Source organism: Vibrio sp. TRT 17S01 (assembly GCF_050113695.1).
GTDB lineage: Bacteria > Pseudomonadota > Gammaproteobacteria > Enterobacterales > Vibrionaceae > Vibrio.
In genome coordinates this window covers 183707-206315 of record NZ_JBNJOG010000004.1, presented here as the reverse complement: position 1 = coordinate 206315, position 22609 = coordinate 183707, and the positions used below count along the sequence as shown (strand labels likewise).

At 45.3% G+C, this 22609-nt stretch carries 13 protein-coding genes; 5 read left to right on the top strand and 8 right to left on the bottom strand.

All coding sequences use genetic code 11. The annotated features are described in order from the left end of the window. Nucleotides 1–5: 5 nt before the first annotated feature. Complete coding sequence (locus ACQEXS_RS08640) at nucleotides 6–614, top strand: class I SAM-dependent DNA methyltransferase (RefSeq protein WP_427013526.1); 609 nt, start codon at nucleotides 6–8, stop codon at nucleotides 612–614. A gap of 57 nt (nucleotides 615–671) precedes the next feature. On the opposite strand, the gene ACQEXS_RS08635 is transcribed toward ACQEXS_RS08640, so the two are convergent. Beyond that, nucleotides 672–866 carry a hypothetical protein gene (locus ACQEXS_RS08635; RefSeq protein WP_367989301.1) on the bottom strand — a complete coding sequence of 65 codons (195 nt, stop codon included), beginning with the start codon at nucleotides 864–866 and terminating at the stop codon, nucleotides 672–674. A gap of 354 nt (nucleotides 867–1220) precedes the next feature. Here ACQEXS_RS08635 and ACQEXS_RS08630 point away from each other — a divergent pair, with 354 nt between their 5' ends. Continuing rightward, on the top strand, nucleotides 1221–1763 hold the full coding sequence (locus tag ACQEXS_RS08630) for a phosphatase PAP2 family protein (RefSeq protein ID WP_427013525.1): 543 nt from the start codon (nucleotides 1221–1223) through the stop codon (nucleotides 1761–1763). Between the two features lie 52 nt (nucleotides 1764–1815). On the opposite strand, the gene ACQEXS_RS08625 is transcribed toward ACQEXS_RS08630, so the two are convergent. Further along, nucleotides 1816–3252 (bottom strand): serine hydrolase domain-containing protein, encoded by a 1437-nt coding sequence (locus ACQEXS_RS08625; protein WP_427013524.1) that lies wholly within the window; start codon nucleotides 3250–3252, stop codon nucleotides 1816–1818. 404 nt (nucleotides 3253–3656) lie between these two features. Between ACQEXS_RS08625 and ACQEXS_RS08620 the strand changes: the two genes are divergently transcribed. Both ACQEXS_RS08620 and ACQEXS_RS08615 read left to right on the top strand, forming a co-directional pair. Further along, complete coding sequence (locus ACQEXS_RS08620; RefSeq protein ID WP_427013523.1) at nucleotides 3657–5441, top strand: M20/M25/M40 family metallo-hydrolase; 1785 nt, start codon at nucleotides 3657–3659, stop codon at nucleotides 5439–5441. A 171-nt stretch (nucleotides 5442–5612) separates the two neighbouring features. After that, entirely contained in the window at nucleotides 5613–7385 is a 1773-nt protein-coding gene (locus ACQEXS_RS08615) for an alpha-amylase family glycosyl hydrolase (protein ID WP_427013522.1), read from the top strand. A gap of 51 nt (nucleotides 7386–7436) precedes the next feature. Here the strand turns inward: ACQEXS_RS08615 and ACQEXS_RS08610 are convergent, their stop codons facing one another. Together ACQEXS_RS08610 and lamB are read right to left on the bottom strand one after the other, a co-directional pair. Continuing rightward, nucleotides 7437–8261, bottom strand: coding sequence for a MalM family protein (locus ACQEXS_RS08610; protein WP_427013521.1), 825 nt, complete (start codon nucleotides 8259–8261; stop codon nucleotides 7437–7439). Between the two features lie 115 nt (nucleotides 8262–8376). After that, nucleotides 8377–9576 (bottom strand): maltoporin LamB, encoded by a 1200-nt coding sequence (lamB, locus tag ACQEXS_RS08605; RefSeq protein ID WP_367989295.1) that lies wholly within the window; start codon nucleotides 9574–9576, stop codon nucleotides 8377–8379. A 425-nt stretch (nucleotides 9577–10001) separates the two neighbouring features. Here lamB and glgX point away from each other — a divergent pair, with 425 nt between their 5' ends. Then, the gene (glgX, locus tag ACQEXS_RS08600) at nucleotides 10002–11966 is read left to right on the top strand and encodes a glycogen debranching protein GlgX (RefSeq protein ID WP_427013520.1); all 1965 of its coding nucleotides are present in this window, start codon (nucleotides 10002–10004) and stop codon (nucleotides 11964–11966) included. Between the two features lie 44 nt (nucleotides 11967–12010). Here the strand turns inward: glgX and ACQEXS_RS08595 are convergent, their stop codons facing one another. From ACQEXS_RS08595 to ACQEXS_RS08580, 4 genes are all read right to left on the bottom strand, one after another. Continuing rightward, entirely contained in the window at nucleotides 12011–14773 is a 2763-nt protein-coding gene (locus ACQEXS_RS08595) for a M60 family metallopeptidase (protein WP_427013519.1), read from the bottom strand. Between the two features lie 217 nt (nucleotides 14774–14990). After that, on the bottom strand, nucleotides 14991–15437 hold the full coding sequence (locus ACQEXS_RS08590; protein ID WP_367989292.1) for a hypothetical protein: 447 nt from the start codon (nucleotides 15435–15437) through the stop codon (nucleotides 14991–14993). 62 nt (nucleotides 15438–15499) lie between these two features. Then, on the bottom strand, nucleotides 15500–16861 hold the full coding sequence (locus tag ACQEXS_RS08585) for a DUF1552 domain-containing protein (RefSeq protein WP_427013518.1): 1362 nt from the start codon (nucleotides 16859–16861) through the stop codon (nucleotides 15500–15502). After that, complete coding sequence (locus ACQEXS_RS08580) at nucleotides 16861–22461, bottom strand: Ig-like domain-containing protein (protein WP_427013517.1); 5601 nt, start codon at nucleotides 22459–22461, stop codon at nucleotides 16861–16863. The genes ACQEXS_RS08585 and ACQEXS_RS08580 overlap by 1 nt, the downstream gene beginning before the upstream one ends. Nucleotides 22462–22609 lie beyond the last annotated feature (148 nt).

The window sequence follows — 22609 nt, the reverse complement described above, 5'->3', positions numbered from 1 at the left end:
AGCGAATGAAGGCCGAATACGACTTAATTGCCAGCCAATGGCAAGCAATGCGCACTACGCTGCCCAAACCTGACCAAGCCCTATTCCGTTGTTTTTTGAACCAGCTACCTCAAAAGAGCGCTATCTTAGACCTTGGCTGCGGTACCGGTACTCCCGTCGCTCAGTTGCTGATTGAAAACGGCCACCGGATCACAGGGATTGATCGCTCAAAGAAATTGCTGGCAGTCGCCCAAGAACGCTTCCCACTCCATCAATGGCACTTGCAGGATCTGGAATCATTCAATACCAATCATACATACAATGGTGTGGTGATCTGGGATAGCCTGTTTCATCTACCTCGCGAACAACACCTCCCCTTATTGATCAAGGCTTATCAAGCCCTCCCTCCGGAAGGGTTACTTATCTTATCCAGTGGCGGTAGCGACACCAACATCGCGCCTTTTACTGGCGTTATGTTTGATGTCGAGTTTTTTTATGATGCTTACCCTGTCGCAGAGCTCATTACCCTATGTGAAAGCATTGGCTTTACTGTGATCGATAAAAAAATGGTCAACCAGCCAGACGGAAAGAAAGATAAAGGAAGGTTAGGGCTAGTGATGAAAAAAACAGGGTAAAGCAACGGCTTTACCCTGTTGTGGCTATCCTCAACATTTGGAGGAAATGGCTAGGAGTTATACGTCAAGCGACATCCCTATTTGATTAAGCTTCGATTTAAACTCATCGACGCTATTCGCTTGATAGGTTGGTGACCCATTAAAGTAGCGCGGCTTTTCTGGAAGCATCGCGTTTTTCAATGCGTTTTCCTGATCAAGATCATCATGATAAACCGTTACTCGATTCGGAATGTCCTGTTTGAATGTCGCCATCGGATTCTCCTTTTTCTGACGTTGTCGTAATACTCTTGCTGCTGGTTGCTGTCCTCAATACATCTCGTTTCGGATTTAAGCGCATGACATTAAGAGTAGGAAATAACTCACCACTGTCAAAACAAAAAAATACACATCACTATCATTAAAATTGCACATAACAATTTGTTTAATAAGAATAAAGCTAACAATCCAACACTTTCTTGCTGTTCTGCTTTTTTGATATTTTGTGAACACCTATCCAGAGTTGCGACAAATGAAAAAAACGTCTCGTGGATTTTACAACTCTCTGTCACATTCCCCCTGTTCAGAATTACAATTTGTCTCAAATGAACGCCATCAAACATCGAGATTATGAAAGCTGTAACCCGACTTGCTCCTCTACTCCTTACTGCCACGCTGTCTTTACCTGTCCAAGCCTCAAGCTCGGATCACTGGGACACATTTAGTGATATTGGCGCATATAGTTTGGTTGGTGCGGCGCTGGCTTTGCCTGCCTACAAAAAGGATTGGCAAGGCTTTCAGCAAGCTGGTCTTAGTATGGCAGTAGCAGGCGGAACTGGGTTGCTAGGCAAAGCTTTGATTGAAGAAGAAAGGCCTGATGGCAGCAGCGATGACAGCTTTCCTTCCAACCATACCGCCATGGCTTTTTCTTCTGCCACGACTCTACACCTTCGCTATGGTTGGGAAGTTGGCTTGCCCGCTTATGGCGTTGCCTCTCTCGTGGGAGTTGGCCGCGTCGAGGCCAATCGACACTACTGGCGAGATGTTTTGGCAGGAGCAGTGCTTGGCTCTGTTTCCGCATGGATATTTACCGACGCATTCGATAATAACGTCCAGCTTGTTCCATGGGTGGATGATGAATCAGTCGGTTTGCATGTATCCATGGCTTGGTAAACAAGAATGACGTGCTCTTTGCAAGCACATCATTTTTGTTTGGGTTTGGCTGTTAATCCTCATGTTCAATAAAGATAGGAAGGATGTCGTGTTTCATGATGCTGAAATCATTCGTCTGCCCTGCATAATTGGTGGCTGTTTTCACTACGATAAGATCCAGCTCTTTCACCACAGCAATAACCTGGCCGCCATATCCAAGGCCATATACAACACGATACGTTTTACCATCAACAAAATGGTCATTTATCCACCAGTAATAGCCATAACCACTACCGTCCCAATTGGTGGCGACATAGGACTGGGTTGAGCGTTCAATCCAATCTTTACTGACGATCTGCTTTCCTTGCCATTGACCATCATTTAGCACCAGCATCCCAAGTTTCAACATATCTCTTGCGCGTAAAAAGCCACCTCCTGCAGCGTTACTCACATTCCCCATTTGGCCTGACATATAAGCATTTTTAAAACAAAGCTCTGCCATTTTGCTTTGCGGAATATAACCAGCTAAGTTCGCTTTACGGTCCCTATCTGCCAGAATTTCCCCTACTACAGTCACCAAGCCACCGTTATAAGTAAAGTGAGCCCCTGGAGATTGAACGAGTTCTCTATCGAGGACAAACTTCACGGGCTCTGAGTTGAACATTTCTTGATAGCGGACGTTATTTGGATCCGAATAAGGTAAGCTCCACTCATCCCAATCCAATCCAGAACTCATCGTTAGAAAATGCTTTAACGTCAGTTGGCTCTTATCTCCTTGCAAAAATCCCGTGTAATGCGGCAAATAGGTCGATAGCGGCGATTCTTCATCTTCGATAAGCCCCTCTTCAATGGCTACACCAACCATTAACGAGGTCAAACTTTTTGATATCGATTGAATACTATGAGGATACTCAGCCTGCCAACCATTCATGTATTCTTCTACAATCAATTGGCCCTGTTTCATCACAAGCAAACTACTGGTTTTTTGATAAGGGTCTTGTTCGCCGTTGAGCTTCTCCAACAGTGCATCCAACTTGGTATGATCAAAGGTCACCTCTTCTTTTTTGACCAACCAATCATCATCGCAATCATCAAATGGCGAAATTCGGGTAAACCAGTTGGAACCATACAGCAGCTCGATTAACGCCTCCCCTTCAGCATCTTCAACGCGCGTTAACTGATGGCTCTCACCCCAATAATTGATCACCACCTTTTGGTACATCCCATCTTCCAACAAAGATAACGTGCCGGTAGCATCCTCACTACCTTCAATCGCGTCAAAGGTACCGTTTGGTTTAATTTGAATTTGCTGGTGCCCCCAAGGCGTGATCAGATAATTTTTTCCTTCTGAACGATAGAATTTCACATGAGGCAAACCGGGATAAGTTGAAGAATAGACGCCTAAATGTGATTCAGAGGTTACAGGTTGCTCGCTACATCCCATTAACAAAACAGCACCTAGAGCAGCTCCAGAACCATATATCAAAGCGTTAAAAAACCGTTTATGCATTGCACTAGTATCCTTAACCAAATAATGGTCAAGGTATAATATAAAACACCACTCATACATTGATATTGTAAATATATATTTTGCGAGCCAACAGCGTAATATTTTATAAAACTAGTACTAACCCAGTATAAAGCTTCAGTACCAAAGCATGAAAACCGTTCAATCTCCCTCACAATTTCTCATGCCTATATCAAACGCTAAGCCTATAAATTACAACAGTATTATTGAATACAGAAGTTGTTGATTATGCGACATTGGTGTATCAACTCTAATCACGTTGCATTGCAAAGATGCCAATTGTTTGATGTCAATTCATTATTTAACAAATTAATAACTTAGTTACGTATTAATCAACCTTATTCAAGGTAAGAATGGTTGGGATTCATAAACACAAGGAGTCACAAATGCAAGTAAGCATAACAACAACGAAAACAATCCTCGCAACTCTGATTAGCTCAACCATGTTAACAGGGTGTTTCTGGAACGATCCCAGAACAGCGGCGGAACACGTCAGTGGCAAAATCGATCGTGAAGACGTCGTCGAGCACTTAGCAGAGCTCGAAGCACGCGCTTCAAAAACCAGCGACGGGAACTCTATTACCCGTGCAGCAGGTACAGTGGGCTACCAAGAGTCATTGGAATACATCATTGACGTCATGGAAGAGCATGGCTATGAGGTCACCACTCAAGAATTTGACTTCCGCGCATGGGAAGAGTTAGCAGGCAGTGCGCTGAATGTTAATAACGCCGATTTAGTCGGTGTGCGAGAAGCAGGTGAAGGCGTGGATCCTGACTACGCAGTCATGTCCTACTCAGGTAGTTCAAATGGCGAAATTACTGGTGAAGTAGCATTTGTGACACCAGATTTTCGTTTTGACGCAGCAGATTACGACAGTACGGATGGCTGTGAGGCATCAGACTTTGAAGGCAAAGATGTCGCAGGTAAGATCGCGGCTATCCAGCGTGGTGGCTGTACTTTTGATGCGAAAGTGATGAACGCTCAAAACGCAGGCGCGAAAGCGGTTATCGTCTTTAACCAAGGTAATAACGAAGGCCGCAAATCTGTGGTTAACGGTACCTTAGGCAGTGATACCAAAGTGACCATTCCTGCCATGGGCGCACGTTTCGATCTGGGTGCCGAATGGCGAACTCTGGTGGAACAAGGGCAAAGCGTTCCTGTGAAGCTTACTGCGAACGTTCAGGATGAAATGGTCGTAACACAAAACATTCTTGCAGAAACCAAACGCGGTAACCCGAATCAGGTTGTGATGTTAGGTGCGCACCTAGATTCGGTACCGGAAGGCCCGGGTATCAACGATAACGGTACCGGTACTGCTGGTCTACTTGAATACGCAGTTGCACTGGCAGAAACAAAAGCACCAGTGAAAAACAAAGTCCGTTTCGCTTGGTGGGCAGCAGAAGAAGCAGGTCTTGTTGGCTCTGAGTACTACACCAATGAATTGTTTGGTCCGTTGTACGATCAAGCACAAACTGAGATCATGGCGGAGCTAGAAATTACCGATCCAAATGCATTGACACCAGAGCAAGTGGATATGGTTGAAGCACGTTACAACAAGCTAAACAAAGTTAAGTTGTACCTAAACTTCGATATGATTGGCTCTCCAAACTACATCTACGGTGTAATGGATGGTGACTTGTCTGATACCAAAGACAGCCCAGACAACGCCTACACAGGTGATTTTGAGCCACCACACGGTACATCAGATATCGAATCCATTTTCAATGAGTTCTTTACTTCGAAATCTGAAGCGACCGTACCTCAAGCACTATCTAAGCGTTCTGACTACGCAGGCTTTGCGGATTGGGGCGTGGCATTTGGTGGCCTGTTTACCGGTGCAGAGAAAGTGAAATCAGCGGAAGAAGTGGCTCAGTTTGGCGGTGAAATCGATGTCGCTTACGACAAGTGTTACCACCAAGCGTGTGATGATCTCACAAACGTGAGCCAGCAAGCGCTGTACGTCAACACTCAAGCTCTTGCTTATGTCACCACTTACTACGCGTTTAGCAAAGAGCTGTTCCCAGCGGAAGAAGCAGCACCACGTATGGCTCGTTCATTGAGCTACGAAGCGCCGGCAGAAAAACTGCGTATCGGTGAGAAGCTGAAAGCCGCAGACAGTGTGTCAGATCACGACCACTTCCATGGCGACTTCGACCAAGATCGTAAGTAATCTTGTTGAACAGAACCATTTCCTACTATACCAACGCCGCATTTCGATGCGGCGTTTTTTCTATCACACTCACAAAAAAGTTATCTACGCCCCCTTAACGTAAGCAGAGGATGAGGGAAAATCCTCCGTGCTCTTCTACGCTAGAATGAAATCACTTTCACAGCGTTAGTCATGAGCAAATTCAATATTTATCAGGTTTTTACCCGCCTCTTTGGCAATACCAATACCACCAATCAAGCGTGGGGCACCATGCAGCAAAATGGCGTGGGTAAGTTTTCTGATTTCACACCCGAAGCGTTAAGCGCCATTCGCCAGCTCGGTATCACACACATCTGGTATACCGGCGTGCCGCATCATGCGCTTCTCACCGATTATTCCGAATTTGGGATCGCGGTAGATCACCCAGATATCGTCAAAGGTCGCGCAGGCTCTCCTTACGCCGTCAAAGATTATTACTCCGTCAACCCAGACTTGGCTGATGACCCAGCACAACGAAACCAAGAGTTCGAGGCGTTAATCAAACGGACCCATGAGGCCGGAATGAAAGTGATCATTGATATTGTTCCTAACCATGTTGCTCGCCATTACCAAGGGCTGAATAATCCCAAAGATGTTCAAGATTTCGGTGAAAACGACAATAACAAAGTGGCTTACGCTCGAGACAACAACTTTTATTACATCCCTGATCACGCATTTAAAACACCAGATCTTCCCCCTCATATGCAGCCATTAGGAGGCAAACAGCCCTCAATACAAGAAAATCCGTATGCAGAATATCCAGCAAAATGGACGGGTAATGGCTCACGGCTTGCCAAACCACAAGCCGATGATTGGTACGAAACCGTTAAAATTAATTACGGTATCAAACCTGATGGTAGCAAGGACTTCCCGACACTTCCGCAAGGGTTCCGAGACAAGAATCATGCACAGCACTATCAGTATTGGCAAGCACACGACCTACCTGACTCTTGGTATAAGTTCCGTGATATTGCTTTATTTTGGCTAAGTAAAGGGGTTGATGGGTTTCGTTATGACATGGCCGAAATGGTGCCTGTTGAATTCTGGAGCTTTCTCAATGCCACCATCAAACATCACTACCCAGATGCATTCTTGATGGCTGAAGTCTATCAACCTTCGTTATATCGAGATTATATCCAGCTTGGGAAAATGGATTACCTGTATGACAAAGTGGATCTCTATGATCAACTCAAAGCCATCATGCAAGGAGACGGCTCCACCAGCGATATTGGCCGTATCGAATGGGAAATGCGCGATATTGAGCAGCATATGCTGCATTTTCTCGAAAACCATGATGAGCAACGCATTGCTTCTCCCGAGTTTGCTGGCTTAGCTGAAGCGGCTAAACCTGCCATGTTGGTATCAGCTTGCTTATCCTCAGCGCCGACACTGCTCTACTTTGGCCAAGAAGTTGGTGAACCTGCCAACGAAATCGCAGGATTTGGCCAACCATCAAGAACATCGATTTTTGACTACATTGGCGTTCCCCATCACCAACGCTGGATGAATCATGGCAGATTTGATGGCGGTCAGCTTAACCCGCACGAAAAGGCGCTGCGACAGTTCTACCAACAATTATTGAATCTCTGCTTAAACAGCCCTGCATTGCTTGGGGAATATCATGATCTTTACGCAGAAAACCATAAGAACTTTGCTCCAATGCAACACCAACTCTATGCTTTTGCCAGAAGCTGTAAGCGCCAGAAGCTCATCTTAGCCACTAATTTCAGCAAACAAGAGGGTCAAACCATCGCTCTCACTTTGCCTCAGGCGCTCATCCACCACTGGCAGTTAAAGCCCGGCGCATATGCGGTACTCGACAAACTTTCACAGCAATGCTTTGAGCTGATCGTCACTCCATCATCAGCTACTATGCAGCTTGATTTGCCTCCTTTGTCAGCACGCTTTCTTGAATTATCCAATTAAAAAAACGCTATCGCAGTCATGCGATAGCGTTTTAATTCTTGCTAAAAGTCTCTATTTCTTATTCACGGCCTGAACAAAGATCTGCTGTGCACCTTCGATATTCAGGGCTTTGGCTTCTTCAAGTAAGCTGAGGGCTTTATTGAGGTCATTGGCTTCAACAGCCGCTCGAATGGCATTGTGGTAAAACGTTTGTGTCTCTGGTTGTGGTGCAGCGATACGTTTAGCAGGTGGTGTATCAGTTTTTTCCGCCTCAGTACCAATCCGAATAAAGCCAGCCCCTTTTACGGCAACTTCAATTCGACCTGTGTTAGCATGGGGTTTAGGGATGTCCTTGATCTCTGGTAGATAGTTACCACGAGCCTCCGCATCCAAACGAGCGGGGTGGATCACCCCTGTCGTTCCTTTCAATGCTTCCTTTGTGGTGTAGACGATTAAGTACACACTCTCTTCACCATAAGGAGGAAAAAAACGCTTTTCAGCTTCAATGCGATCACCCAGATTCAAACGTGGCTTTCGGTATTCAAAATCCGCACCTTGGTAAGACTCTAGAATTTTGCCGCTTTTGCTCATGATTACTGCCGATGGATAAAACACCGAATCTTCAATCAAAGATGTAATGGTAATGTCTAACTCACCACGATTTGCAGGGATCTCAAACGCCGCGACCGGGCTCTCAATACCATTCATGGTTAGGATCTGGCTGCCTTGGGTGATGTCGACCACCACGGAACTTGGTAGCGTCAAAGGCAACTTACTTAAGCCTTCAATCGAGCTGACCATTTGAGCATTTGCAGCGGGCACTTGTTCAACAACTTGCGTTGTTTGACAGCCGGTCAGGGCAACACAACCACTTAAAATCAAAGCACGGAAATACATAAGCGATTCATCCTTCTGGTTATTTTTTTAAATCCTCGGGGGAGAGGGCTTAAAAAAATAGCCGACGGAAAACGCCGGCTAGTAATGACTTAAGACAGTTAGGACAAAGCTGGGTTTACCACCAAGCTTCTACTTGGATACCAACCACGTACTCGGTATCTTCGTTAGTACCGAACGCGTTGTCGTTTTCAGTATCAAGCAAGTATGAACCGTAGACACGTAGTTCTGGACGAGCCCAGAAGCCGTTACCCATCGCCCAAGACTGAGCTACCGTGAACTTACTTAGACCGAAATCTTCTGTTGCAGCACCCGTGCCATCCACACGCTCACCTGCGTTGTAACCTGCTTCAAATACTGTGCGCATAGTGTCGTTCCACTTGTACATTGGACGCGCCACAATCGAGTATTGGTCAATATCTAACTTGCTCGCACCGATGTCAGAACCAGCTAAGTAAGCAAGCTGGTGGCCCATTTCCCATGATTCACCAAGGTTAACCACACCCCAGTTAATTAAACGGTAACCTGTTGCGTCGTTTTGATCTGCGTTACCACGGTTGTAGTAAGAGCCAGCGCCCCATAGGTTAGCCGCTTGAACACCATAACCATTCGTACCGTATTGCAGTACAGTTTGGTTAAAGCCCATTGACATATTTTGGTGAACAATTGCAGAACCTAAAACGCCATCTTTTGCTGCTTCTGTTGCATCACCTTTATCAGTCGCAAAGTTGTAAGCCAGTGCTAGTTCAAGGCTCGCATCTTGCCACAAACCAATGTTTGCCAAACGTGCGTCAAAGATATAACCCGTTGAATCATCGTGGCTACCATCTTGGATCAACGCAACAGATAGTTTCTGATCACCAACAGAAAGGTTTTGGATACCACCACCGGTACCTGATGTGTTCAAAAAGTAAAAGTCTGTGATGTGAATGTCTTTACGTTGGTAGTATGTCTTACCTGCCCAGATTTCAGCGCTGTCGTCACCGGCAATCAAACCTTTCGCTTTCACCGCAAACTGAGCAACGTTGAAGTCACTGTCTTCCCAGCCGTTTGCACCTTGCGTACCTGAAGCGATCATCGACTCTAAACGCCAAGTTTGCTCACCTGTTTTTAGCTCTTCAGCAAAACCAAACTCATAGTAGTTGTCGTTTTCGTTACCCAAACGACCCACACCATTTTTGTCTACAGAGATATCACCATTGCCCTGACCACTGATTCCTGTTCCAGCGCGGAAATAGCCGTTAAAGTCGACTGCAAACGCCGAACTTGCAGCGAGAGTCGCAGCCACTGCAGCAGCAATTACACTTACTTTTTTCATTATTAACTCCATTTAGGGTTTTGTTTTTTTAGTCTCTTCCCGACAGAACCCATAAAGGCAGAAATAGGTGACATCGAGAAGAGAGGTAAGACGGGGCAAGCCCCCATTCGTTTCAACTGTGAGAAAGGTTACCTAAGGAGGAGAAAGTGCACTTCCTCCACCTCTTGTTTATTTCAGGGGGATGAGTAAGGAGGAGAAAATTTACAGAACACGATTTTATTGCCGCGTGTCACAATATTTGGGTGGAGATATTTGCTGACCGATCAAAATAATCAGAACAAAACGCCAAGCCGCTCACTTTTTTACCTTTGAGCGTCATCAAAATGAAAATAAATTACACTTAAATTAATTGCCCTAGGGTGCTTGACCAAAGAAAGACAAAGACATTTACTTAAGATTCAGAAATACAAAAATAATATTGAACAATGACAGTGACGAATTCTCGCCCGTATCCACTTGGAGCCACACTCGATGAAACGGGGTGCAACTTTTCGATTTATGCCCCAGACAGCCAAGACCTCCAATTGGCGCTCTTTGACGATCAAGGTGGTTACACAACCCACCCGCTGGGCAATGAACAAGCTGGAGTCCGTTATACTCATATCGAGGGTATTCAAGCCGGGCAACGTTATGGCTATCTCTGCTCTGTTGCAGACCTAACCCATTATATTTCCGACCCCTATGCCAAATCGCTCGACAAACCACTGACGTATAAGCTGCCTTTTACCGCTGACACCAGTTTTACCTTAGCCAAATGCGTGGTGATCAAAGACGATTTCGACTGGCAAAACGTTGTGGCTCCTAAGCGTTGCAGAAATGAAATGATCCTTTTTGAAACGCATGTGAAAGGCGTCACTATGCTCAATCCACAGGTGGAAGAAGCCTGCCGAGGTAAGTACCTTGGCTTAATCAGCGAAAGCATGCTCAGCTTCTATCGTCAGCAAAATATCAATACCTTACAGCTACTGCCAATTACCGCTTGTATGCATGAACCACACCTTCTGGAAATGCACAAAACCAACTATTGGGGATACAACCCGTATTTGTTCATGGTGCCCGACCCTCGCTATGCAGAGCACGATGCGGTGACTGAATTGAAAACCACAATTCGTGAACTGCATCGACATGGCATTGAAGTGATCATGGATGTTGTCTACAACCATACGGCTGAAGGGGGAGAAGGTGGTCCTACTTTCAACTTAAAAGCATTGGATCATAAGTATTACCTCAAACACGGACACCATTACGCCAACTACACGGGGTGTGGCAATACCGTCGACTTATCGCATCAAGCCTCTCTCAATTTGGTTATGGACACACTGCGCTACTGGGTGAAAGAGTTCCATATTGATGGCTTTCGTTTTGACTTAGCGGCCACACTGGGGCGAGAGGGAGATAATTTCAATTCTGGCAGCGCTTTTTTTAAAGCCGTTGCTCAAGATCCTATCTTACGAGAGGTAAAGCTGATTGCAGAGCCTTGGGATATTGGCCCCAATGGTTATCAGGTCGGCCATTTCCCGTTTGGTTGGAACGAGTGTAATGATCGCCTTCGTGATATCACACGAAGTTTCTGGCGTGGTGATAAAGGCTATTTAAAAGAGTTTGCGACCCGATTAATGGGCTCTCGCGATCTATACAGCGCCGCCAATTGGCCCTATCGGATGACGGTGAATTATATCACCTACCATGATGGCTTCTCTTTGCAAGATCTGGTGTCTTATAAGCACAAACATAACGAGGCTAACGGCGAACAAAATCGTGATGGTCATGGAGATAACCGCTCCGATAACTATGGCCACGAAGGCCTCACGACCAGTATCACCATTCAAAGTAAACGCGAGCGACAGAAACGCAACTTCATGGCCAGCTTACTGTTTGCCTTTGGTATTCCTCATATTTTAATGGCTGACGTGCTCTCTCACAGTCAAAAAGGTAATAACAACGCCTATTGCCAAGACAACGCCATCAGTTGGCTCAATTGGCAAGAAGCACCATTAAAACACACATTCCGCACTTGGCTTTCTGATATGGTCGCTGCTAGGCAGGAATTTATGGTGCCTTTTATCAAGGCGTTTAGTGGTAAACAGCGTAATTTTAATCGTATTGTTTGGCGCAGAATTGATGGCACAGTGATGGAGCATGACGACTGGAATCAACTTAGTGCGGTGTCATTACATCTAGGCATTAACGAAAAGGGGCAAGAGCTGCTTTATCTGATCAATCAAACCAATGCCCCCGCACGATTTACCCTTCCGAGCGATAGGGAACAGGACTGGCTAGTGATCTGCGACACCAATCAAACCAGTGTGTTAACCGGACAAGCACATAAACAAGTGCTTCAGCTTCCGATGTCGATGAGCATTTTGTATTACCAACCCACTGAGCTGTAACATACATTGAAGAACGGCCACGATAACGTGGCCGTTTTGCACTTTTATTGGCAGGCGTTGCCCGTTTTGGTCCACACTGGGGCACTTCCCGGAACCTCACCTCGGGTCCACCATTGCGCTTGATATTGATGGCCCTCATAAGTCACTTCATCACCTCCAGAATATGCAGTCGATACATCCCAAGGCAGTGCAACATCACTTAGTAATGCCCATGCATCACTTGTGTCTGGTTGATTGCCTTTGGTCCAGTATTGTGCTTGCCAGACTAACTGATTGTAACTCACTGTATCCCCAGTGTTGTACGTTTTACTTACACTCCAGCTCTCATAGGAACCGGCCGCAGGGTCACTCACGCTACAACTGTCATTGCTGGTTAAAACATTTAGGCGGGTTGAAGATGAATCCGCCCCCCCCTTCCCATCGGTCACAGTTACTGAAATGGTGTAACCCGTGTCGACCTCCACTGTTGGTGCCATGATACGGATTTTATCTTTCGCCAATGATGTATATGCCAAGCCAGACGTTTGCCACTGATACTCAAGTTGATCACCATCTGCATCGCTCGCAGTGGCCATAATCTCTACAGATTCGCCAGCTTTGACATCCGGTAGCGGATTCAGTGAAACTTGCGGAGGTTGGTTAACCTCTGCAGCGCTTTTCGCTGTAATCACAACCTCATCACGGCTCGTTGCGGAGCCATCAGAGACTGCTAGCGAAAAGACATATTGTTGGCCACTCGACAGTTCCGGTAGCTGCACGGTCATCCTTGGTGCAGTTGGATTAGATAGCGTTATTTTCTCACCAGAAACCTGTTGCCATAAAAAGGTCAATGAGTCACCATCCGGATCATATGACTTCTCTCCTGATAACACGACTTCCGCTGGGGCTATTACCGTCATATCATCACCAGCCATGGCTACAGGCTTGTTATTAACCGATATCTCACTCTTGTCATAATGGGTACGAAGGTCAAATCGACCAACTTCTTTCCACCAGCTATTGTTCGGATCCGACGATGCTTCAAATGGGAAGTAATAATAAGGGGACTTCACCAACTGATAGAAATACAACCCACTTCCTCGAGCGTATTTGTAGATTTCACCAACTTTGGCTGTTTGTCTGTCGCCCCAAATAGAGTCGGCGTGATCCCACTCTTTGATATCACTAACCTCATATTTGCTTTTCATTAAATCAATCAGATAGCTGTCGTTTGATTGATGGCGATTTGGCAAGAACACCCGGGTTCCGTTGGCGGCAGGAAACGTTCGAACTCCATCACTCACATTCACCCTAACCATAGAAATGGCATTGTGTACCAACCCACTTTCTGGTGCTTTTAATATCACACTGTTACCTTGCTGAGACAGTAACTCAAAGCCAGTCGGTACCTCAAACTGGTAGTCAAGCTCATCCGCTTGGGTACGGTTAGTGACGTTAGCCGTGACCGTGAAGGTTTCACCAACACTGACTGATTTGGGTAATACGATTTCTGCGTTGATATTTTGTTGAGACAATGGATAAACGTACGCTTTATTTTCGTCCGTATTGTTCCAAATTGGTTTATCGAGCTTGGCGAGATTCAGAGCTAAGATCTGCTGCTTCGTTTCGGGCGTAACTTCCAGTTTCCACTTTTCAAAGAAGGGAGTGAGGTCGAAACCAGAGACTCGGCTACTCTCTAAAATGAAAGCTTGCTGACGCTGGTCATGGGCATATGGGAACGTCGCATTTTCAAGCGAGCGAATATGTCGACCTAAACGTGCATAGAAATCTTTACCAAACGCAAGATCTAACTGCCAAAACATCCCTACTTTCATGAACAGGTCATTGGAATCATTATACTTTTCAGTCGTATTGAAAAAGGTCTGAGCGCGCGGCCAAACATCGTTGAGCCGCGATACACCTTGCAACTCACGCTGCACATACAATGACGTCAGGTTCACCGTTACTTCAGTTAAGCCATTCCAAGTCATAAATGGCATTTGATAGTGATGTCCGAGTTCATGCCATGGTCCCCATGAATTAGAGAGCTCAGTCGTCACATCATAGAAACCACGCTCATTGGTGCCCAACCAGAAATGCGAGGCCGACATGTACCCCGGAGTATCATCCGGTTTCGACTGAAACATATACTGCAGCTTGGTGCCTGAGTTAGGTGGGTTGTTTTGTTCATCTAAGCCATATTGTTCTTCAGCCAAAGATACAATACGGTCCCACGTTGCCATGATCTCTGTCGGGTTTGAGATTTTGTTCATGTGAGACATTGGAAGCGTCAATATCATTCGCTCACCAACAAGCTCACCATATGGGGAACTGTTATAACGAGACAGCATGTTTTGCCACTCGGCATCCGTATCTTTGTTCAAAATAAAACGTGGCATTTCTCGACCACCATTTTCCATCTTTAACGTCAGTGAACGATCAGAAGGCGGACTCATCGGTGCATAATAAATGACACCTTTCTCTCGAACCTTAATGATGTTTTGTCCCGGCTTCAATGTCACTTTCTGTGGTGATGACTTGATTTGATCTCGGTACTGAATTGGCACAATCCAAACCTGAGGCTTATCTTTGATATCTATCCCTTGATACTCGTAGCTAATCACCAACTCATCGTTGGCATCCGCCCAAAAACCTGAAGATTGAATAGGATGCGTCTTCATTAAACGTCTTTGTTCTTGGTAATAGCGTTCCGAGTTCCAACGTTGTTCAACCGTCACTTCCCGACTTGGTTCAGCCGCTACTGAAATAAAAGAAGACGTTGTAGATAGAGCGAATAATAGAGACTGAGATATAAAGTTAACTTTCATTACTTTCCCTTTTATTATACGTACAGAGTTAGTCCAGAAGTTTGAATAAACCTAGACACTGATATTGATTAAAAATATTTTTATTCTTCCTGAATCAATCAAGATTTTGATGCACTGCTTTACATATCTATCTTAAGTATTTACAAACCTCCCAAAATAGAATTAATCATATATTCATGACTACTCTCTTTTATATATAAAAAGAGAGTAAATCAATTTATTGAATCGTTATATTAATCTGACTATCTTCAAACGGATTTTTTACACCAGAGGCTAATATATTATTGTGCCATAGCAATGTGCTGCCTTCTTTTGCTTCAACACGAACAAAGTACTTTGACTTCTTGTTTAGCTGAGCTTGATTATAATCCAGCGTATACTGTGCTAGAAAACCAGTATCATAACTGGCTTTCACTATCGTAGATGCCAGTACTTTATGATCGCCGCCACGATTCATCTCTTCTAGCGTGACCTTTGCCGGCACTTCAACAAATGGAATATTTCTATTTTTTGGCTTAATAAAGCCTGTGATCACGACATCTTTGTTCTCTGTTTTAACCATAGGGTCTTTTGTTACTTGTGGTTTATTATTTTGTTGCTCGCAACCAAATAAACCTAAAAGCGCCAATACTGATAATAAAATTCCAGATACGTTAATTTTCACACTGTTATTCCTGATATAGGGGGAAGCAACCTTCCCCCTTATTACTTATAAAAGTTAAATGACTATGTAATATTATTAAATATTCCAGGAACTGTACTGATATTTCCTCCATATGGAACAGTCGTACCACCCACAGCTTGAGCCACCGTAGCCCAGATCCGCTGCATATCGACTTGTTTTCCTGCTGCCCAGTGGTTTCTGTCACCATGTTGGGCAATGTTGTAGTACCGGCCCTGACCACTACCATTATTGAGCAAACCTGATGCCCCACCGACCATCAACATAGGCATGTTGTATTGATGCTCCGGCGCTCCATCTGACATTTCAGAGGTGATCACCACTAATGTATGATCCAACAATGAGTCAGACGGCACATCTGGGTCGGCGTGTCGGGACAATTCATCCAGAAATAACTTAGCTTGGCGTGCATACCATTTACGACTGGCTTTCCATTCCGCTTCACTCTTATAACGGTGAGCAAGGTCATGGGGATTTGCATTGGTACTGGCTTCTTTGATCACCACTTGGTCTGCTGAACGTCCGACTTGCACTGTCGCCACTCGCGAGATACCACAACTTAATGCTGTCGCTACTACTTGGTGATGACTTGCCTGAACTTGATTACGAAAATCCGGAGACATAATTGGATTGTTCTCAGGCATCACAGGACGACATTCTGCGGTAACTGGAATAGTATTTTCCATGTCTGAAATCACTTGTTCCATCGAGTCGAGGTGAGTATCAAGTTTCTGTCGCTCTCGCCCTGAAAGTTTGGAACGTAAGGTCTGAATGTCCTGATTAATCGGATCAAACAAGTGTGTTCCGCCATTGTTTGCTGTGGTTCTAGTTTGCGTCCTGCTATACGCCGTGCCGAAAATATTCTCAAATAGCAATTTCGGATTGCCCTGTGGGACACGTTTATTGGTACCGTTCCAAGAAACGTACCAGTTAACACTGTCTGTAGCATGTGGCCCTACAAAAATAGCTCGTTGAGACGGGTCTGTTCCCGGCATCACCTGACCAAGTAAAACATCGATGGAGGTTTGAGATTTAGCGCGATCGCGCAGTACTTCTGCCCAACCACCGTGACCCGCATTACCTTCCCCCAAAATCATACCCTGAAGATACAATGACTGGTTTTTATAGGCTGCAAGCTCCTGACTGACTTCATTAAGTGTAAATGCCCCCGTATCTACCTCATTCGGCGTTTCCATTTTTGGAAACCAGAGACCTTGGTTAAAGCCAGAATGGAAGCTATCAGTCGCAAATCCATCCGGTACCACAAAAAACACCACTTTAGTTTTCGCATGTCCGGTAGTGGCGGCTTGCGCAACTCTCGTCAACCCAGGTAAAGAAAGCGGAGCAAGCACACTCGCCCCAGCAGCAGCTTGAAGAAATCGTCTACGACTTTTTAGAAAAGGCATCAGTTACTCTCCTTTTTAAACTTGAACATATGAGATGTGGCAAGCTTCTCTAACATCTCCTTAATAGAGCCACTGTTTTCAAGCTCCTTGGTCATGTTTTGAACACTCGATATGGCTGAACTGTCCACTTCATATCCCATGGCATAACGGAAGTAGCTATCGGCTAAACACTGTAGAACCGTTACATTGGTTGGGAAGTTAGCAGAGATATCACGCGCATTATTGAACTCCAGCATGGTATGCATTCCAGTGTTATCTGTTAAAGGACCGGAGGCATCAATCGGCAGCATGACTGAAGGCTCATTAAACGCAGGTTCTTCTGTTCTCCATTTACCTGTTTGGTCGTAGTTCTCAAGTGAAGCACCCGTGTCATTCATGAACTGGTGACACTCCCAACATTGACCTGCTGACGCAAACTCACCGTTAATGGTGTCCCAGCGCTCCCGGGTTGTAATTGGAGTATGTGGCAATTCAATTGAATCAGGATCCACATCAACTGGCACACCAATGGTGCGACATAACAGGTTTTGTCTGATCATCAAACCTCGTTTAACGAGTGACGTCGCAGCGTAATCTGAGTTCACTACCTGTGTCAGGCCTTGGTGCAACAAACCACCTCGTTGGCCATTTGTGACGGTAACCTTTTGGAACTCATCGCCACTGACTCCGCCAATGCCGTAGTGGTTAGCCAGTACACCATTCACAAAGGTGAAGTTTGCATTGAACAGCTCTTGAACTGTGCCCTTTCCTTCCGTTAAGAAGTAACGAATAAACTCCGCCTGCTCCTGAGCCATAGCGTTCACCAATTCGTTACTTAGCCCCGGCTTCACTGGCAACTCTTGAACTTGCGTGTGAACGTAGTAACCAACAAAGTCAGTAAATCGCTGAATACCCCGTGGGCTCTGGATCATTGCAGCGACTTCAGCAGCGACTTGTTCGTTGGTTGCTAACTCGCCACGTTCTGCTTTTGCCAATAGAGATGAGCTAGGCGTTGTGCCTAAGAAGCTATAAGACAGCGCCGTTGCTAATTCATACGGTGTCAGCTCATACACATTCGCTTCAGCGGTTTGCTCACCAAGTTCAGAGCGATACAGGAAGTTAGGTGATAACAACATCGCCGCCAACATATCGCGAGCGCCATATTGTTCAATAAAGCCAGTAAAGCGAGTGACTTCATCGGCCGTCAGTGGACGACGGTAGACCTTAAGCCCCATCTCATTAATGTACTGCGCCTTATTAATGCCATTGCTATAACCCAGTTTGTCTTCATCAATACGCTGGGAAATATCTACGGCCATTGCGTGGTATTTCTTCATATCTTCCGTGAGAACGACCCCTTGGCTTGATTGCCCTGCAAACTTGAATTCACGGCTGTATTTGTCTTTAGGGAGCTTATTCTTGTCGATATCAAGGCCAAATAGGTCTTCGATACTGTTGGCGTACTCCAAAGAGCTCAGGAGTCGTACTTGACGTGAACCAAATGAATCACCGACGTTCAAATACTCATCCCACACTTCATCAAACAGGTAATCTGCGATTTCCTCTGCACATTGACGATCGCAGTGACCGGCAACTGGCATCGACATAATCTTGTTGATCAGAGCCTCATAACCAGCGTTTTGCCAAGTGTTGGCTTTATTGGCGTTATCAAAGAAATCGGTTGAGTGACAAGCGGTACAGTTTTGCTTCATCAAATCGGCACCAGAGCTATACCCAACATAAGAAACGTTCAAGTTATGCTCTAAACTGGACTCGTTAATATTGATGTTTTCTTTCAGTGGGCTTGGATAAAAGCCTTTAAGGTATGGGTATAGAATTTCGTAAGAACCATAGCCTAGCTGCGCTTCTAACGTCTCACCCCATGCTACTTGACGTTCAATGGATGTGTGATCAGCCTGATTAACAATCGTCAACAACAGTCCCGACTCCGTTGCACCCGTTGGTTTACTTGGTGCTGTAAATGACACTGTGCCTTGAAGATCAACGGGTTTATCAATGTATTTCAGCGCAACCGTCGCCTTAGGCGCGGCATCTGAAATGACAATATCCAAGTTACGCTGCTCTGGGATATAGTCCCCAATATCATTCAGGCGAACTTTGTAAGTGCCGTTCTTCAGCCCATCAATGATCATGTCGGACGCGCCCCATGCAACATGGAACTTGCTTTCATGGCCATTAGGATGGATCAACGCACCGGATACCATTTCATCTTGAACCGACACATCTGGCGCTTCTGTCGTCGTAAATGTAACTTGCTTGATATTGGCTAGTGTTGCGTCATAGGCAACACGGTAAATCACGCTGGCTTTATCATCTGAAACCAACATTGAACCGTCTGGCATTTCTAAGAATTCAACGGGGCGGCCAATACAAGCATCCGTCAAACATGCGTAAGATTCCACTGCATTGCGATCACGCATCCAGCCTGTAACCAATGGACGCTCGTGAATGATCTTGTTGCCATTTTCAATGGTCACCATGCGAAGCTCTAAACCCGGATGCTCCGGCTTGCTGTTACCATGCGTGGCATACACCAGATGCTGCACGTTGTCAGATTTTGAAAAAGCATTCCAGAACTTAACCCCTAGCGGTGCACTGTTCGTGAAGATATCAAAAGCAGCACCGGCAAAATCTGTCGGTTTTACAACGTCATAATCAATTTGCGGCAAAATGGCTTTTGGCGGGATAATTGGATAACCCACACTGCCTTCACCACCGAGCAATAAGTCTTCCCAATTCGCCATTTCTTCATCGGTGAGTCCTCGCGTGTCTTTACCAAAGAAAATTGGCGCACCAAAGTTCTGGTTACCCGGATTAGAAATGTGGTTAATTTCATCTGGGTTATCAAACTGCTGACGGTTGTTATCACTAAACCAGATTTCACCCGTTTTAGGGTGCCAATCAAAACCAACGGCATTTCGAATACCATTGGCCAAGATGTCATATTGGCCCGTCTCTAGGTCAATCGAGAAAATTGTTCCGTAGAGCTCCTCTTCCGGCGTAGTACAAATATTACAAGGAAGGCCTGCCGCGGTATAAAGCTTCTTATCGGTTGGATCAGCCGTGTTAAATTTCAGTGGATGCTTCTGGTGTTGCATCCGCGTCCACCATTGCTCGTTAGGAATTGGCGTTTTTTCACCATCAGCAGGATAGGTGAAGATCTTTTCAGCCTTAGGACGATTCTTAAAGCTCTCTTTTATATTTTCAATTTTATATAAAGCGCCAACCGTACTGTAATAAAGTGTTCCATCCCTATAGGCAACGCCATGAGGCTCTTCGCCTTCGGCAACAATATAAGTGCCCACTGGTTTCTTGGTTTGAGGATCCAACTCAACAGCGTAAACCGTGCCACTCAAAGGCTCATTATCAAGCATGATTGAAGAGGACCCAACAAACAGCATGTTGTCGCCCATTGCCATTGAGCGCGGTTGATAAATACCTTCTAGGTAAGTTTCAACCTGAACTCCTCCAAGCGGAAACAGGGCGTCAGTGTCAATAGGAGCACGATACAAAGCATCAATTTCAATTTGACGTTCTTCTGTCTTACTAAAATCGATCACCCACGGTGAAAAGCGAGCAACATAACCACTGAAACCATCCAAGTTCAATTGATATTGGCACTCACTCAATCCATCAAGGTGAACCGTTTCTCCCCAAGAGCCCTGAACTGGCGTTCGACTGCCGTCCTCCGGACAATATAACGAACCCGTCAAGATCTGATTTTGCAGCTCTGCTGGTGGGTCTAATAGATCTTTATGATCAAATGCTGGGAAGGTCAGTGTCAGGCGATTGCCTTCAAAGCCGGCTGCGACATTCAAAGTCAGCGTTTCTGAGCGTGTTTGAGCACCTAGATCATCGGTCGCAACGGCAAAAATGGCATATTCACCTTGGACTAACCCTTCATGCTCAAGCGTAAAAGGCGATGTTGTCACTGATCGGTAAAGCGCACCAGAAATGTAATAGTCTACGCCAACAACACTGCCATCATCATCATTGGTTGCAGCTGTAATATGGAAAGGGGCACTGTCTGTGACTTCTGGAGCCGTTAGCGCAATAGTAGGCGCGTTATTCGCTTTTGCGTCACAAGCGCCTTCAAGCGTCCATGCATCTTTCCAAAATTCGGCACCTTGCCAATTAACACCCGGTTCATACGGTGCTTGGCCACACCAACCAAATTGCTTACATACGTAAATCGAACTGTTATTTTGTACTTTGTCACCCACTACATATGCGGTTCCATTAACATACTGAGGCACATCACATGCTCCACCTTCACCGCTACCGGTTCCTTCGGACAAGGTGTTGGCCACGACAGAAATGCTCCCTGAACGTGTCACGTTACCCGCATTATCTTCCGCTTCAACATAAACAGCGGTTTCTCCTTCCTTAGCCGTCATGGAGGTCGCATAAGGCGACTGAGTCATTTCAGCAATTAGCGCTCCATTAGCAAAAAATCGGACTGATTTTAAATCACCGTCGGCATCTGAAGCCTGAGCGATAAGTGGGATTTGCTCATTAACTAACGTGACGATGTTTCCAGCAGGAGATTGTAGTGATACAACTGGTGGGATTGTTTCCACACTAGGTTTAGCCACCTTGATAGAATACGAAGTTGAAGACGCTTGGTTTCCAGCAGCATCAACCGCTACCACGTGAATGGCAAAAACGCCCTCATTAATTGGTGTAAATTGAAATTGGTAAGGTGCTTGGTTGACAGTCTGCATTTTATAGCCATCAACATAAAGCTCGACAGCTTTTAAATCACCATCAACATCGGTAGCGCTTGCGGCAATCAGAACTGAATCGCCCAGCTCAATCTCAACATTTCCGGTCGGAGCTGTTAGCGCAACTTCTGGCGCACTACCTTTGCCAGCTTCCACCGTAATTTTTCTCACCGCACTTTGAGTCGTGTTGCCATCAGCGTCATAGGCTTTGACATAAACAGAATGAGTACCGACTTCTAGTGAGGAAACAGACAGCTCGTAGGGTTCATTTTGGTCATCCGCAAGCAAGTGATCATTGGCAAAAAACTTCACACCTTGGAGATCGCCGTCAACATCATCAGCATTGGCTTGTAATAATAATGGCTCACCAGAAACAATCGTCAGATCCGTTTCGGGCTTGAGCAATGTCACTGAAGGAGCGTTACTTATGTTACCTCCTCCTTCACCAAATAGGCGGAATGAAGATTCAACAAGCTGCTCATCCAGCGATTGACCGTAACCAAACTCCATTGTGATAGCAGCGCCCGGCTGCAACACCATTGATACGCCATCAAACGCTTTAAACAGAAAATTATTTCGATAACCTTCACCTTCTGACGTAGTCGGTTCAAGCTGTAGTGAGCCAATTCCTAAACCCCATGGTGCCGCCGTCAGAGCGATAGGAGTTGTGAAACTAAAAGTTTGATCATGAAGTTCTAAAGGAGTGTCAGAAGTGTTTGTTAATACGATTTTATAATTGTTCCAGTGTCTAGAAAGGAGGTTGGGTGGAATTAAATCCCCCTTAACTCCTGAAACAATCATAACTTCAGCCGACGCGCTAAAAGAACTACCAGCTGCAAGTACCATCATGGATACTGAAATAGGTATTTTTTTCATTTTTATCTCATCTGTTATTTGTTTCCCATTTAGCCGACAAAAAACTAACATGTCGAAAATATTAAAAAAAATCCACGACAAAAATAATACAGAGGCAAATAATAACCCAGAAAAATACCAAACTAGAGATAGATAAGTAAAATTACAT

Coding starts and splice junctions, on each gene's coding strand:
- ACQEXS_RS08640 (WP_427013526.1), top strand. CDS start 6: ATGAAGGCCGAATACGACTTAATTGCCAGCCAATGGCAAGCAATGCGC.
- ACQEXS_RS08585 (WP_427013518.1), bottom strand. CDS start 16,861: ATGCCTTTTCTAAAAAGTCGTAGACGATTTCTTCAAGCTGCTGCTGGG.
- ACQEXS_RS08630 (WP_427013525.1), top strand. CDS start 1,221: ATGAAAGCTGTAACCCGACTTGCTCCTCTACTCCTTACTGCCACGCTG.
- ACQEXS_RS08615 (WP_427013522.1), top strand. CDS start 5,613: ATGAGCAAATTCAATATTTATCAGGTTTTTACCCGCCTCTTTGGCAAT.
- ACQEXS_RS08620 (WP_427013523.1), top strand. CDS start 3,657: ATGCAAGTAAGCATAACAACAACGAAAACAATCCTCGCAACTCTGATT.
- ACQEXS_RS08580 (WP_427013517.1), bottom strand. CDS start 22,461: ATGAAAAAAATACCTATTTCAGTATCCATGATGGTACTTGCAGCTGGT.
- lamB (WP_367989295.1), bottom strand. CDS start 9,576: ATGAAAAAAGTAAGTGTAATTGCTGCTGCAGTGGCTGCGACTCTCGCT.
- glgX (WP_427013520.1), top strand. CDS start 10,002: ATGACAGTGACGAATTCTCGCCCGTATCCACTTGGAGCCACACTCGAT.
- ACQEXS_RS08595 (WP_427013519.1), bottom strand. CDS start 14,773: ATGAAAGTTAACTTTATATCTCAGTCTCTATTATTCGCTCTATCTACA.
- ACQEXS_RS08610 (WP_427013521.1), bottom strand. CDS start 8,261: ATGTATTTCCGTGCTTTGATTTTAAGTGGTTGTGTTGCCCTGACCGGC.
- ACQEXS_RS08625 (WP_427013524.1), bottom strand. CDS start 3,252: ATGCATAAACGGTTTTTTAACGCTTTGATATATGGTTCTGGAGCTGCT.
- ACQEXS_RS08635 (WP_367989301.1), bottom strand. CDS start 866: ATGGCGACATTCAAACAGGACATTCCGAATCGAGTAACGGTTTATCAT.